Origin of the sequence: Undibacterium sp. GrIS 1.2, assembly GCF_040544435.1 — a bacterium.
Lineage (GTDB): Bacteria > Pseudomonadota > Gammaproteobacteria > Burkholderiales > Burkholderiaceae_D > Undibacterium.
The window spans coordinates 48,779-63,141 of sequence record NZ_JBEONP010000017.1 but is presented as its reverse complement, the minus strand read 5'-3'; the positions used below and the strand labels follow the sequence as shown (position 1 = coordinate 63,141).

At 47.9% G+C, this 14,363-nt stretch carries 11 protein-coding genes; 5 read left to right on the top strand and 6 right to left on the bottom strand.

Translation table 11 applies throughout. The features are described 5' to 3' along the window. Positions 1–20: 20 nt before the first annotated feature. Positions 21–716 (bottom strand): GntR family transcriptional regulator, encoded by a 696-nt coding sequence (locus tag AAKU61_RS09600; protein ID WP_354331693.1) that lies wholly within the window; start codon positions 714–716, stop codon positions 21–23. A 184-nt stretch (positions 717–900) separates the two neighbouring features. Beyond that, complete coding sequence (locus AAKU61_RS09595; protein WP_354331691.1) at positions 901–1,812, bottom strand: dihydrodipicolinate synthase family protein; 912 nt, start codon at positions 1,810–1,812, stop codon at positions 901–903. 277 nt (positions 1,813–2,089) lie between these two features. Between AAKU61_RS09595 and AAKU61_RS09590 the strand changes: the two genes are divergently transcribed. Beyond that, positions 2,090–2,875, top strand: a complete 786-nt coding sequence (locus tag AAKU61_RS09590) for a helix-turn-helix domain-containing protein (RefSeq protein WP_354331689.1) — start codon at positions 2,090–2,092, stop codon at positions 2,873–2,875. Positions 2,876–2,956: 81 nt separating this feature from the next. Here AAKU61_RS09590 and AAKU61_RS09585 read toward each other — a convergent pair whose 3' ends face one another. After that, a complete protein-coding gene (locus AAKU61_RS09585; RefSeq protein WP_354331688.1) occupies positions 2,957–3,949 on the bottom strand; it encodes a proline racemase family protein in 993 nt (330 codons plus the stop codon). A 459-nt stretch (positions 3,950–4,408) separates the two neighbouring features. On the opposite strand from AAKU61_RS09585, the gene AAKU61_RS09580 reads away from it, so the two are divergent. Together AAKU61_RS09580 and AAKU61_RS09575 are read left to right on the top strand one after the other, a co-directional pair. Further along, positions 4,409–6,325, top strand: a complete 1,917-nt coding sequence (locus AAKU61_RS09580) for a TonB family protein (protein ID WP_354331687.1) — start codon at positions 4,409–4,411, stop codon at positions 6,323–6,325. Between the two features lie 80 nt (positions 6,326–6,405). Beyond that, a complete protein-coding gene (locus AAKU61_RS09575) occupies positions 6,406–6,810 on the top strand; it encodes a hypothetical protein (RefSeq protein WP_354331685.1) in 405 nt (134 codons plus the stop codon). A 9-nt stretch (positions 6,811–6,819) separates the two neighbouring features. On the opposite strand, the gene AAKU61_RS09570 is transcribed toward AAKU61_RS09575, so the two are convergent. Further along, positions 6,820–7,632, bottom strand: a complete 813-nt coding sequence (locus AAKU61_RS09570; RefSeq protein ID WP_354331683.1) for an NUDIX domain-containing protein — start codon at positions 7,630–7,632, stop codon at positions 6,820–6,822. A gap of 117 nt (positions 7,633–7,749) precedes the next feature. Between AAKU61_RS09570 and AAKU61_RS09565 the strand changes: the two genes are divergently transcribed. Together AAKU61_RS09565 and AAKU61_RS09560 are read left to right on the top strand one after the other, a co-directional pair. Next, positions 7,750–8,652: a TIGR01777 family oxidoreductase gene (locus AAKU61_RS09565; RefSeq protein WP_354331681.1), complete on the top strand. Its 903-nt coding sequence runs from the start codon at positions 7,750–7,752 to the stop codon at positions 8,650–8,652. A gap of 48 nt (positions 8,653–8,700) precedes the next feature. Next, positions 8,701–9,396, top strand: coding sequence for a tRNA-uridine aminocarboxypropyltransferase (locus AAKU61_RS09560; RefSeq protein ID WP_354331679.1), 696 nt, complete (start codon positions 8,701–8,703; stop codon positions 9,394–9,396). Between the two features lie 9 nt (positions 9,397–9,405). Here AAKU61_RS09560 and AAKU61_RS09555 read toward each other — a convergent pair whose 3' ends face one another. Together AAKU61_RS09555 and AAKU61_RS09550 are read right to left on the bottom strand one after the other, a co-directional pair. Beyond that, the gene (locus AAKU61_RS09555; RefSeq protein WP_354331678.1) at positions 9,406–11,265 is read right to left on the bottom strand and encodes a diguanylate cyclase domain-containing protein; all 1,860 of its coding nucleotides are present in this window, start codon (positions 11,263–11,265) and stop codon (positions 9,406–9,408) included. Between the two features lie 630 nt (positions 11,266–11,895). Further along, a complete protein-coding gene (locus AAKU61_RS09550) occupies positions 11,896–14,130 on the bottom strand; it encodes a carotenoid biosynthesis protein (protein WP_354331676.1) in 2,235 nt (744 codons plus the stop codon). Between the last annotated feature and the right edge of the window lie 233 nt (positions 14,131–14,363).

Here is a 14,363-nt window from a genome sequence, read left to right as displayed (position 1 = left end):
CCCTCAATGCCTTGCAGATTCTAGCCATTGATAATCTTACGGGCAAACGATTCCAGATAATCCATTAAGGAGTCGGTTGCTTTTAAGGCTTGCTCTTCATTGCCTTTTGCGATCGCTTTCGCCAGCATCAGATGGCAACGCGCACCTTCTTCTATATCGCCTTCATGCTGAAACGCATACCAAAAGCGACGGCATTTGATCACAAGTGGCACGACCGCCGCTACCGCAGACGGATTGCGACAGGCTTCGTGTATCACGTGATCTAAGGCTTGGTCGGCTGCCATATATGCACCTAGATCAGCGAATTTAGCCGCAACCAACATTTGATCTGCGCATTCCACCATGTCTTTACGGTGTTGCGGTGTGCTGCGACGGGCTGCGCTGGTGGCGATCAGACGTTCTATTACCCGTCTGGTTTCTATCAATGTCATGTGTTCTGCGGCTTCGATGTCGCTGACGATCAAACCGCGTCTTGGTAGTTGCAGAATTAGCCCATTGGATGACATCCGCATCAATGCTTCACGCAAGGGCGTGCGCCCCAAGCCTGTGATGTCAATTAATTCTGATTCTACAATCGGAGAGCCCGGCTTAAGTTGCAGGGTGACGATCATGCTTTCGATTGCGTCATAAGCGATATCCACCGCACGCAACTTGGGCGGTGCGGATTTTTGCGGTAGCGCTGTCGCCATCGCCGATTTGCTTGCTGTAGCTAGCATAGAGTTTTCCGAGTCAATATTTTATTTCTATAATAACGACATTTTTCCGAATTTTACTCAGTTATATTCTATTTTTTCAAAATTATTGCGCGTTATTGAGAGGCGAAAATGGAGCAAACTGAGCTTGTTTGGTTAAAAGTTTGCCCCATAATTAACTTTGAGCACTATTTTTTAGACAGTTCGCCTAAAGGTAGATCGACACATCCGGCCTGGTCGCTAAGGCTTTTTGTACGATAGCCGTCACCCGCTCACGCTCTGCACCAACAAGCGGCTGGCGCGGACGGCGTACGTTTTCATTACCAACACCGACCAGAGTTTCGACCAGCTTCAGGTTTTGTACCAACTTGTTGGATACGTCTAAATGCAGCAGCGGCATAAACCATTGATATAGCTTGAGTGCTTCATCATAACGTTTGGCTTGCATCAAGTTATACAGCGCCACTGTTTCTTTCGGGAACGCGACTACCAAGCCTGCCAGCAAGCCATCTGCACCGACTGCCAAGCCTTCAAATGATAGATCATCTACGCCCATAAATAATTGATAGCGATCGCCCAACACATTGCGCAGATCCGTAATGCGGCGAATATTGTCGGTTGATTCTTTAATCGCCACCAGCCACTCGCAATCAGCCAAATCCAAAAAATCTTCGGGTGTTAAATCAACTTTGTAAGTCACAGGATTGTTATAGACCATGATAGGCAATTGTGCCGCTTTGGCGATGGCACGCAGATTGTCTTTGGCTTCGCGGGCGTCGGCGGCATACAAGACGGATGGCATTACCATAAAACCTTGCACACCCATATCCGCGGCTTGCTGCACAAACCGTAAGGCATTGCTGGTGCGGGTCTCTGACACATTGACCAGCACTGGCAGCCGCTTATCCGCAACTTGCAGGGCAATCTTGGCGACTTCCAGTTTCTCATCAAACGAGAGGGTGCTGGCTTCTCCCAAAGAGCCGCAAGTGACCAAGCCATGGACACCGCTATCGATCTGAAAAGCATAATGCTTTTCCATTTCAGCATAGTCCAAATCCTCGTTATCTTTAAACTTGGTAGTTACTGCCGGAAAAACGCCACGCCATTTATTTGTGCTCATGTTTATATTCCTTCGCTGACTTAGTTAGTAGAACTTGGTTGAACTTGGTTGATTGAGCTTGCTTAGTAAAGCCTGGTTGCTTGAGTTTTGTTGAGCTAAATGAGTTTAGTACATGTTAATATTATTTAAAAATATTCTTAATATATTTAAAAAAAGATAAAAATTTTGTAAAAGTTAGTAATTATTTATTTAGTTGCAGTTGTTCCATGTAAAATGAATAATATTATTTAGTCTTTCATTAATATTACCATTGGTATTTATCATGATCATCGATCCTATGCCTATCATCTCCACTGAAGAAGCGCAGAAAAACCGTCACCAAATGGCAGGTCAGATCAGTGATGTTTTCTTCACTGAAGCGTTATTTGATGCGATGCCAGATGTGGTTTTTTTCGTTAAAGACCTGGCTGGTCGTTATATTGTGGTAAATCAGACACTCGCCACACGTGCTGGTTATAAAGATAAAGCCGCCTTAATTGGTCATACCGCCACCGAAGTTTTTTCTGCCTCTTTAGCCGTTAATTATGATGAACAAGATCAAATGGTACTTAGCGATAATCAAGCTTTAAATGATCAATTAGAACTTCACCTGTACCCCAACCTTGACCCTGGCTGGTGTCTCACCCAAAAAATCCCACTGCGCGATGCTAATAATAATGTGATCGGTCTTACCGGTATTTCTCGTGATTTAGCGATGCCGGATCAACGCCATCCTATTTATCACCAGATCGCCGCTGCTGTCCGGCATCTGCATAGCCATTATTTTCAGACAGTACAAATGGCAGATTTGGCGCAACTAACTGGTTTGTCGATTACCCAGATTGAGCGTTATTTCCAAAAGATTTTCTCACTGACGCCACGTCAGATGATGATCAAAATTCGTTTAGATGCTGCATCCCAGATGCTGGCTGATCCTAGCAAGAGCATCACTGACATTGCAGCAGATTGCGGCTACCAAGATCACAGCGCTTTTTCTCGTATTTTTAAAGCCACTGTCGGCATGACCCCAAGTGAATACCGCGAGGTTTTGCAACGTCAAACTATTCGCCAAGCCAGAGCCTGACCCAAATACTCCCTTCGTCCGGCGGTTTCAACGACGAAGTGCTATTCGTCGTATCCCATAGCAAATTCATCATCGCACTCCTTAGCGCATCCCCCAAACAAAGGGATCGCGCTCATCCAGTAATAAAGTCGCCTCAGCATTCACAAAAGCTTTACCGCGAATGCTAGGTAAGATTTTTTCTATATTATTTGAGTCTGCCCTTTTCCCTGCATCTGTCTCTGCTGTGTTCTGACTAGCTTTCATCGTTTGATAAGACGCTTCAAACACACTGCCTATAATGCTCTCCTGTCGCCATATTGCACTCTCTACCAACTTGCCATCTGCCGCCAGGCAAGCCAGTTTGGCGCTGGTGCCGGTGCCACAAGGCGAACGGTCGTATGCTTTGCCTGGACATAAAACAAAGTTTTTGCTGTGATTATTGGCTGAATCTGGGGTGCCAAATAATTCGATATGGTCAATCAACGCGCCATGCTCACCGGTAATCTCATTTGCCTCCAAGGCTTGCCTTACCCGCCAGCAAAAATCGGTAAGCGCATCGATATTTTTTGCTTGTAACTCCTGCCCATGATCAGCGATCAGGAAAAACCAATTACCACCCCATGCCACGTCGCCCCTTACAAGACCGTGGCCAGCGACTTCAATCATGACTTCTTTGCGGTAACGCCATGCCGCGACGTTATGCACAGTCACGCTATCGTCAGCATGTAGCTCAACTTGCACAACGCCAACAGGCGTGTCAATTTGATGTTGCCCAACGCTGATCTTGCCTTGGTACGCCAGACTCGCCACAAAGCCAATCATGCCGTGACCACACATGCCAAGATAACCCACGTTATTAAAAAAAATCACGCCAGCAGTACACTCGGGGTTGTCGGGGACGCAGGCCAAAGCGCCAACCATCACATCAGAGCCTCGTGGTTCGCAAGTGGTCGCAGTGCGGTAATGATCAAATTCAGTTTTAAAGCGAGTGACGCGCTCAGCCAAAGTGCCTGTACCCAGATCAGGTCCACCAGCGACGATTAACCGGGTTGGCTCGCCACCGGTATGTGAATCAATAATGGATATTTTTTTCATGTGCACAGAATACTCAGATGTTGGCGCATTGTCTTGACGGATTGCCTCTTGCTTATTGTTGAAATCTGCATAGTCGGCGTTATTTCGGTTTTGGTGTAGTTTAAAAAATCATGATGGTCGTGACAATACTGAACGATATACAGCTTGGTTTGATCCATGTTGAATATCTCCAATTGAATATACTCCCCACTGATTTTTATAAAAATGCTCTATTGTCCATTAAATATATGGGCAAATAAAATATACTTATATGGAGTATATTTTAAATGGTTCGGTACGGATTGCCGATTGATCAAAATAAACCTCAGCCTTGATGCGATTACTCATGCGGATTTGCAATTATTTTCGGGCATTTCTGACTAAGCGCATAAAAGTAGCCGGATAAAGATGGGATAGGATGCAGCAAAATTGCCATGCGATAATGCGAACTGCTTATTTGAAACCACCGCCCAAAACCGCATGAATTTAGTCACTCGACAGCGCGAAACCCCCAAGCCTGATCCCATCAAAAAACGGTTGATTGCTGGCGTGATGATTTCGCTATTGATTCATGCATTGATATTGTGTGTACAGTTTGGCGTGCCCGGTCTGGGTTTGCCAGGAGCAGCAGCGCCGGAGCAAAATAATCTCGCCCCCGCAGCTGAATCAGAATTGACGATCCAGATTGCAAATCCAGAACTTAATACCAGCGCCGCAATCCCGCCGTTGCAGGTGCCACAGCCACCTGTGTCAACACCGCCGGTAGCCTTGGCAGCAGAGACTGGCATACGTTTGATAGCGCCTGCGGTTGCAACGCCAGCAGCACCAGTGCCCACATCATCCAAGCCAGCGGTAGCCAAGGCCAAAGCAAAAAATGGCCCTAAAAAAATCGTAGCACGCGCAATTCCGGTGACGCCTAAAGCTGAGCAGGAACAATCGCCAGAAGATCCGGTACGTGTTATTGCCCAAAATGAGATGCGGGATGACAGCTTTGTCGTGCCGTTCCCCAGCCCAGAAGACCCGGAGCACAAGCCCGATCCAGAGTCCCGGCAAAAAATTACTAAACCTGTCGCTCCCATTGCACCTGATCCTATGCTGGATGTCGCCAGTGTGGCTAGTGTCGCCGAGCAGCCAGACCCAGCGATACAACAAGCCGCAGAGCGGGCAGAGGCGGCCGAGTTAGCAAAGTTGGCAGAAGAGACCAAGCGGGCGCAGCTAGCCAAGCAAGAAATCCGGCAACAAAAACAATTGAAAGAAGAGCAGGCGCGCTTGCAATCGGAAGCACAGCTTGCAGTCCAGACTCCGCAAAATGTGGCGATCCAAAAACTACAAGTAGACAACCGCAAACAAGCGGAAGTCAGCAAGGCGGCAGAGATAGCATCCAAGTTAGAAGAGCAAAAATTAGCCGAGCTCAAGCAAGCCGAACTAAAGAAAATTGAACAAAAAAATATAGAACAGCAGCAAGCCGCCCAGCAATTAGCACAGCAAGTAGCACAGCAAATAAGCCAGGACGAAGCCAAACGCACCCAACAAGAGCTAGCACGTCTGGAGCAAGTGCGCCAACGAGAACAAGCGATTCAGCAAGAGCGTCAGCAAAAGCAAGCAGCAGAATTACAAGCCCAACAGCAGGTCATTGTGCAAGCCAACAAGCAAGCCGCCGAGCAAACGGCTAGGCAAGAAGCACAGCGCATTGCACAGCAAACCGCACAGCGAGAACAAGAAAGCAAGCAAGCTCAAACCGCTCAGGCCAGCACAAAATTTGAGCCGCGTACCTTGCCTGCGATCGGTAATAACAATAATCACGGCGATAGCATTGCCAGCCGTGCAGATAGTGGCGACCGTAGTGGTGATAAATCAGGCGAAGGCAACGGCATCAAAGACGGCGACCGTAATGGTAACGGCAGTGAAAAAGGTTTCGTCCTGCCTAAAAATTTATTCAGCAGCGATCTCGCCAACAAAGCGCTGGAGCAATCACGCGGCTTAGGTCTGTTACGTGGCCGGCCACCAGTCCCCATCTTTGGCGATGACGACAAATCACGTCGCCGCGCAGTCGGTAGTGAATACAGCAAAGATGTTCCATTACGCATGTATGTAGAAAGCTGGCGTCAAAAAATCGAGCGCAATGGCAGCCTTAATTATTCACAAATTTCTAAAGACAAAGCCCGTGGTTATCCCGTCGTATCGGTCATCATCCGCAGCGACGGCAGCGTAGAAGACATCGTCCTCATCAGTTCTAGTGGTCGTGCAGATCTGGACGAAGCGGTACGCCGCATCGTCAAAGTCAACGCCCGCTACGCATCCTTCCCCGCCAACGTGGCAGAAAAATATGACACCATCGAAATACGCCGGGTCTGGAATTTTGAGGAGGCGTTAAGGATTACTGAGGAATTGCGGTAGATTTGTTGGCGATGTTTAGATTGGATGTTACGAGTGATTGTTTTAAATGAAATTACATTAAATCCCTAAAGGGACGAATGATGCATCGCTTAATCAGTTCGCTTTGCTTTGCCGCAGTTATCGGTGTGACGGTGGCGACCTCTAGTGCATGTGGTATCGGTTTGTTCGAAGGAACCAGCACATGGTGTGGCTTACCGCTTTACTGGATTTTTGGATTTCCTGTCGCGATTATATGTGCTGTTATTTTTGGTTTTCCTGCTCAATTACTATTTCGCCGTTTGGGCTTGCGCCGTTGGTGGCAGTTTGAGTTGGGAGGTCTATTGTTTGCGATGCTTTTCTGGTACTTGAGCGCAAATCCATTTACATCCGCGCGCTGGATTCAATCGAGATTTTTCGATTCCCTAAATTACCTTGGGTCTGGTGCAGCGGCAGGTTTCGCTTTCTGGTGGCTTTCTATTCGACGGGAACGGCAGAACGCTCTTTAAATAGAGTAACTAATGAATAGGCGAGTGGAATTGTAACCAACCATTAATCGCCAGCCAAGTCATCACATGCGCTTTGCCGCTGGTTACCCACGAGGGATCTTTTAGTAAGTCCGGTAGTTCATGCCATCCTACGCGTAGCAGATTGCCTTCCCAATTTTCTTGCAGTTGTTGCAGCGCTTGCGCACTGACGCTTATGCCGATGGCGGCGCATTGGACGAAGCCTGTGGTTTTTTCTTTGACTAGCGATAGCGGGCGCGATGAAGGCCAAGCTTGTTGTAGCTGTTGTAGTGGAATGGTGATTCCGGTTTCTTCTTTTATTTCTCTTTGTATTGTCGCCAGCAGGCTTGCTTGTCCGTTGCTCCGGTCTTGTCCGGGGTGGAATGCGCCGCCGATGATGTGCAGGCAGTTTGCGTGGGTGGCGACATCGGCTGCTCTGCGTTGCAGAATGATTTCTTGCGTGTCTTCGCAAATCAATACTGCGCTGGCGCTGAGGATGGCGGGTCGCTGTCCCTCGGCGCGTAAGGCACACAGTTCGGAGAACTGAATTTCTTGTACTTGTAGTCGTCTGGGGTTTGCTGATGATGGTGCGTTTTGAGCTTGTTCATCTAACCCTGATACGACGATGACATGGGGATCATCTGGTTTGCCTGACTGATGTAGTTGCCTTGCGAATTGATGCGCTTGATGTTGTTGCTGCTCCGTGAGTATTACTTTGCAGATGATTTCAATTGTTGGCTCTGCTTCTAAAAAAGCGATCAGTTCCAGTTGATCCCGGAACTCGTGGCGTAGCCGCTGCTGTAATACTAAAAGAGGGTGTGACATAGTCGTGGCAAAGAGAGTGGGGCGGTGTTTTCTGACGGGTCTTAGGCGAGTCTTATAGTAAGTCTTATAGCGAGTCTTATGGCAATATAGGCAGATTCACTAGAAGAGGCAATCACGATGCGTATTTTGATCACGGGTGGTACCGGTGTAATCGGGCAGCGCTTATGCCCAGCGTTGTTGGCAGCGGGGCATGAGTTGACTGTATTAAGCCGCAGCCCAGCAAAGGTGCAGCGTTTGTGCGGTGCTGCGGTAAAGCCGATGGCGTCTTTGCAGGAGTGGTTGCCAGCGGTCCATTTTGATGTTGTCATCAATCTTGCCGGCGAGCCTATTATTGATGCGCGCTGGACCGAAAAACGTAAGCAGTTATTGTTAGATAGCCGGGTCGCATTGACCCGCGAGTTGATCGCTTGCATGCAGTTTGCTGCACAAAAGCCAGCACTGTTTTTAAGCGGATCAGCGATTGGTTATTACGGCGATACGGGTGATCGCATCATTGATGAAACTGCAGAGCTCGCTCAAGATTTTGGTGCCCAGCTGTGCAGTGCATGGGAGCATGAAGCCAATCAAGCCAGTGCGATGGGGATTAAAACGATACTTTTGCGTACCGGTCTGGTGTTCGACGCACGCGGCGGCATGCTGCAAAAAATGCTGCTGCCGTTTAAGCTGGGTTTAGCGACACGATTAGGGCAGGGGCAGCAATGGATGAGCTGGATACATATCGCCGATTACGTCGATGCTGTTTTGTTTTTGCTGGCCCATCCTGATGCTGAGGGCGCGTTTAATATGGTGGCTCCGAATGCAGTGAGGAATGCCGAATTTACACAAACGTTCGCCAGCGTATTGCATCGTCCGGCAATCTTTGCTGCGCCTGCATGGTTGCTCAATACCGCCATGGGTGAGATGTCCTTGCTGCTGTTGGGTGGTCAGCATGTCGTGCCAAAAAAGTTGCAAGCACTTGGGTTTGCGTTTAACTATCCAAGCTTAGATCATGCATTACAAGCCTTGGTGACTGAGGGTTGAGCGGTAAAAAAGTGTATTTGAAAATAGTCAAAATTTGATAAAAATAAAATGAATGCAGCGACTAAATCTTGTACGGGGTTAAGTACCCAGCAGGGTACAACCCAGACTGCAAAGCGTAGCAGTTGTACGCGTTGTCTGCGTCCGCAAAGCACTTGTATTTGCCATTGGATTGTCGCTATTAATCCCCAAGTTGAGATCGTGATTTTGCAGCATCCGCTAGAAGTACAAAATGCAAAAGGTAGCGCACGCTTGCTACATTTAAGTTTGACCGGAAGTCAAATTTGTATCGGTGAGAAATTTGAAGAATCTTTGCTTAAATCCTTACTGGATGTACCCGGAAAAAATAGCATATTGCTGTACCCGGAAACGCCGCAAGATCAGGGAATAGGTGTGATGCCTGCGCCTGTTTTTGATGTTAGATTATTGGCGCAGCCTGACAAAATACGTTTGATCGTGCTGGATGGCACCTGGCGTAAAAGTCGAAAAATGTTGTACCTTAATCCGCTGCTGCAAACATTGCCTCGTCTGCCTTTGCGGGACACGGCAACGTCGTTATACCGGATTCGCAAAGCACATAAGCCGGATCAGCTTTCTAGTTTGGAAGCGACTTGTTATGCATTGATGATGTTGGAGAATACATCGGAAAAGTACCAGCCTTTGCTGGATGCATTTGATGGATTTGTAGGGCAGCAAGAAGCGCTTAAGACATCGCACTATTCTGCTTCCGATGCTGTTTTGATTTAAGTTTTTTAGCTAATTTAATCCCTCTGACGCCTCACCTCTGCGCACACAATGTTTGCCGCCTTGCTTGCCTGCATACATCGCGGCATCGGCACGTTTGAGTAAGCTGATCGGATCGTGCCCATCTTGTGGTGCCAGCGCGTAGCCTATGGTTAAGCCGACGCTGCAAGTTTGCTCACTTAAGACAAACGGGCTGTCAAAAGCATCCAGCAATTTAAGTCCCAGATCGTTTGCTTGCTGTACGTTATTGAGCCCACTCGACATGACCACAAATTCATCCCCACCGAGTCGTGAAACAAGATCTGAGGTGCGCAAATTAGCTTGCAAGCGTTTGGCGACAGCGATTAGTAGTTCATCGCCAATGTCGTGACCGTATTGATCATTGACTTGTTTAAAGCCATCCAGATCGAGCATATATACGGCGAGAATTTTTTCTGCGGATGCTTGTGGCAATAGGTTGCCTAGGCTGGTATTTAAGCCACGTCGGTTAGGTAGTCCTGTTAATGGATCGGTATGTGCTAACGAATGCATGGTGTCACGTTCTTTACTCACGTTTTGGGCTTCCATATGGATCGCTTTGGTACGTAAGCCAAGTACGCGCATAAAAATCAGCATGTCAAAAGTTGCGCCAAACTGGAATGAGTGCATGGTCCAAAAATTAGCCGGAATTTGTCCTTGAATAACCCCGATGAGGATCGCGGTGGTGATGAAATAAACCGCCCAGCCGCTTAAGAAATACATCCCCACTTTATCGCCTCTGCGGGCACGGGTGATTGCGCCCGGTATGCCAAGTACAGCGGGCGCTAAGCCCAAAGTGCTGATGATGGCTGTGACCGTGTAAATATTGATCAGATCAAACGTGTAAAGCACGGCAAAAAAGACGGTCAGGCACGCGCCTGTTTTCATTAAAAAACCAAAGTGCCGATAGCGATCTTTACTCTGTAACGCCTGCTCGATAAATAGAAACGATCCACAGGCAGCGATCAATGCAGATAGGCCGCCTGCATGGAGTTCCATCCAGACATTGTCGGTCCAAACGTACTGCGCGCCCACACCAAATTGCAGTAATGAAAATAGTAAGCTGCCGGAGATCAGCAGAGCGTATTTAATAAACAGATATTCGCGCAGACTAAACCATTGAGCAACGCTATAGAGCAAAAGACAAAGTGCGATACCAGTCAAAATGCCTTGCAGCATTTGCTCGTCCATTGCGCGTGCATGGAAGGTGGAGGGCTTGCTCAGGGTGATCGGCAAGATCATCGGACCTATCGTTTCTACCCGCATAAACATCACGTAGTCCAAGCCTGGTTTTAGCCGTAAACCGGAGGCGTGAGAGCGGCTGGTGATCGGGCGTTGGGAATAGGGTTGCATATTTCCTAGCAGCCGATGTTGCACCATATCTTGGCCTTGCATCAGATAGACATCAATTTTGTTTAGGACTGGATAGTCAATGTCTAAAGCCCATAAGCCATCACCATTGGCGGCAACAGTTAAGGGCAGGCGTAACCAAACTACATCTTTGCGCAAGCCTAGGGTATCCGTTGCTGTCAGAGGGATGGTAAATTGATTGCTGAGCGCGATGGCGTCATTCAGACTTAGTTTGCCGCTGGCATCTGGCAAGAAGGTGATTGCAGACCAGGCATGGATCAGCGGAGTGCTATCGGTTAACAGCAGCGGTGCTGTTTGCTGGGTTGTTTGGTGATTGCTAATGGCTTTTCTGAGTTTGCCTGGGGCACTGGCCGGACTCTGAGCAAACGCGGAATTTGTGGCGCCTGCTGAACTTATATTGGCATTATCACCAACATAGCCCAAGCTGAGTGCAGCAAGCAAAATGAATAAAATACAGTGACGCAGCACCTGAAATTGGTGCATTGAAGGATGCCGGTATTTAGGCAATAAGGACTTAGCAAATCTATGCAATTTACTTGTCATGAGTTGCAGATGGATGTGGCAAAAAAGCCAGTGAGAATAAGTACGTCAGTTCAGCGGAAAACCAAGTTAAGAGTATCGTGTCGCTGAGGTTTTTCTGTCAAGCAGCATTTTTGCCAAAATCGCAGCGAATATTGTCGTGTTAACCACTCGTCATCCCCCAAAGCCTTGTCGATAAAATAAGTTCATTCTGTCGCTTGTAGATGTTTTGGGATGAACTAAAATCGCTTCCACAACTCTGTTAAGGATGACGCAACGGATCTTGATGCAGGCTGCGGACTATATAGATACTTTGGGTGAGTATATTTATATTGTCCATATAATCATTGGACTATAAGGTATTTTTCATAAAAAATCGTGGGAGTATATGAGTAATTGCTACTGTTGGCATATGAGAATGGGCGAAATCTAGCTACTTGATTTCGCCCATCTCGCCCTGGCTTGCATTGCTCTGCATTCCCTTTTTTTACCCTCTTCGTGTCTCCCTGGGATTGCCTCTCTGTTTATGCAAAGCCTGACTTAACTTGCTGTGGAAGAGGGCTGATCTTCTGCCTTAGTATCTACCTTAGTGTCTTACTTAGTTGCAGGTTTACTCAAACGCGCTTCTAAAGCGTTCATCCATGCAGGTGCTTTGGGGTCGGTTTGCCAGTCTGCCATCGTTGAATTTACCGAATATAAAAGATGCTCAGGCAGTTTTAAAGGCCGAGTCTGATCCATCAGAATCTTGCTCATCAATTGCTTACCCAGCAGGCGAGTAATCAAGCGTGAGATTGAGAACTCTGGCAATAACAGCCGCACCACGGTATCGGTCATCCTGATCAGTAACATACCCAAACTAAACACCATGCGCGACAGCAAAGACACCCGGCCATCAATACCAATATCTTTTGCTGTTCTGGTGCCGCATAAATAACGTGTCATTAATACAGGAAAAGGTTTAATCAAGCGGATAGGTATGATTGCTTCCATCGTATTCATCAATGCCATACCAAGGCCGGGGCGAGGATCGGGATCAATTGGATCTGCGCGACCACGGGCTTGCATCTGATTGAACAGGGCTTCTGCTTGTTCCATAGTCTCAGCCATTAATTCGCGTCGAATCCCTAAAATGTGGCCTACCACATTCCATGTATGCAAATAGGCCAGCTCGTCTTCTTGAACTAATCCTAAGCCCAGTGTGCGCAGACTACGCAAAAATACATAACCAAAGGTGAGCAGGGTATAAGCCAGCTCTTCCTGATTACAAGGCAGACCGTCTTCGCCTAACTTCCAGCCGTGTGAGAACAGTGCCTGGTACATATTGTTGGAGGTCTCTGGCAATGCGCCCGCGGCTAGTGGCGGTATGACGCCGGCATCATTTTGATTTTGATGATTACCCAACGCCAGCACCAGATCGGCAGGATTGCCATGCAAAATCAAGTTACGTATGGTGGCGTGAATCAGGCGTACTTTAAGGATCTGTGCGACGCCGCTGCCGTCTGGTTTGGTCAACCCACCCGCCAACATGACAGGGAAGATCATCGCCGCAGTGGAGCGTACCCGGTACTCAGTGTGTTTCTCTAATTGTCCTGCAATATGCAATACCGCCGACAGGTCGGGTATGACATAGCATTGCGGCAGGCTAGAGCAAAAAAGCAAAGAGCACGACAACATGCCGTAGTCGATAAACAAGGTCTCGGCACGATGTATTTGCGCCAGATCTGCCCATGGCGGTAGCGCACGCCCTTCGTGCAGATAGCTTTGTAAGTTGGCGCTGATATCGGCTGGCGTGGCTGGGTTGGCAGGTGTCCAGTGATAGATGGCGGCGTTGGATTGCCATTGCTCAAATTGTTGATTGATGATGCCGATTTTTTGCCAGTGCATGGCATGTACTCGCAAAAAATCGATTCCTGTGGCCGCATCCCAAGGGCCGAGAATCGCGGCAATGGTATTGTCTGCCAAGGGGTCCGCCTGATATTGGGCTTGGTCTAATTCGGCATCGCTGACTTTACTTTCTGACGGCGGCACTGGTTCTATCGTCCACTGCCACCAGCCAGCAAAGGCGCACAGCAAAGGTATGCCCATCACAAATACGGTCATGCTACGGATTTCTACAGGGTAGCCTAGCAATAACTGGAAGATCATCCCACTGGCGTATAAACCCATCGGCAACAGTGCCTCTTGTTTGCTAAACGCCACACCGGGTTTTTTAATCGCATCCCGAGTGGAAAGGCGGAAGGTCAGTAAAATCATCGACGACACAAAGACCCAGCCAAAAAATCCCTGAATAGTTTCGCCAAACCACCAGCCATCAGTTTTGGTCATGATCCAGGCTTTGAGTACGAATACCATATACGGGTCTGCGCCCAGATCAAATGCAGTCACCAGCATCGCTGCTAAAAACGACATGAACAATATATTGCCGGACGCGGAGGAAGTGTCCAGCGGCGTGCGCCAGACAATCAAGTTGCTGATCACATAGCAAGAGTAGGTCAGCGCAAACCACATTAGCGGGATCACCATCGGCACATCACCTAAGCGCCAGCCCAGCACCTCGGTGTAGGTGTAGCTACCAAAAAACCAGCCATGTGATGCTCCCATTTGCTCGGCAAACCAGCCAAAACTCAGGGCAATCGCGACAAACTTGAGTGCTGCTTTGCCACCAAGCAAATGGATGGCATTGGCCCAACACATTGCAAACATGAGAACAGAGCTACAAACAATCGCAATCGTAGTGTCGTTGTGGGTGCGTAAAGCGGTAGCAATTAAAAAACCTGCGAATAGAAAGTAACTAATAGCGGGTAGACGTGCTGACAGTGATTTCATCATGGCTCTATGGTCTTGTAAGTCGTTATTGAAATAATGTCCGGACTTGCAGCAAACTGCTTTTGCGTCACTCGGTTAGCAACTTTGCTTAAGCCCTACATCTGAACACGGATGAGAATGCATTAGAGAAATCTTGCGTTGTACAAGTATAAATTTCTCTGTTAAGAATATTACTCTAAGAACATTATTTATTTTCAACAGATTGACGTTGTATTTACACAGATGCGTTGTCTTGC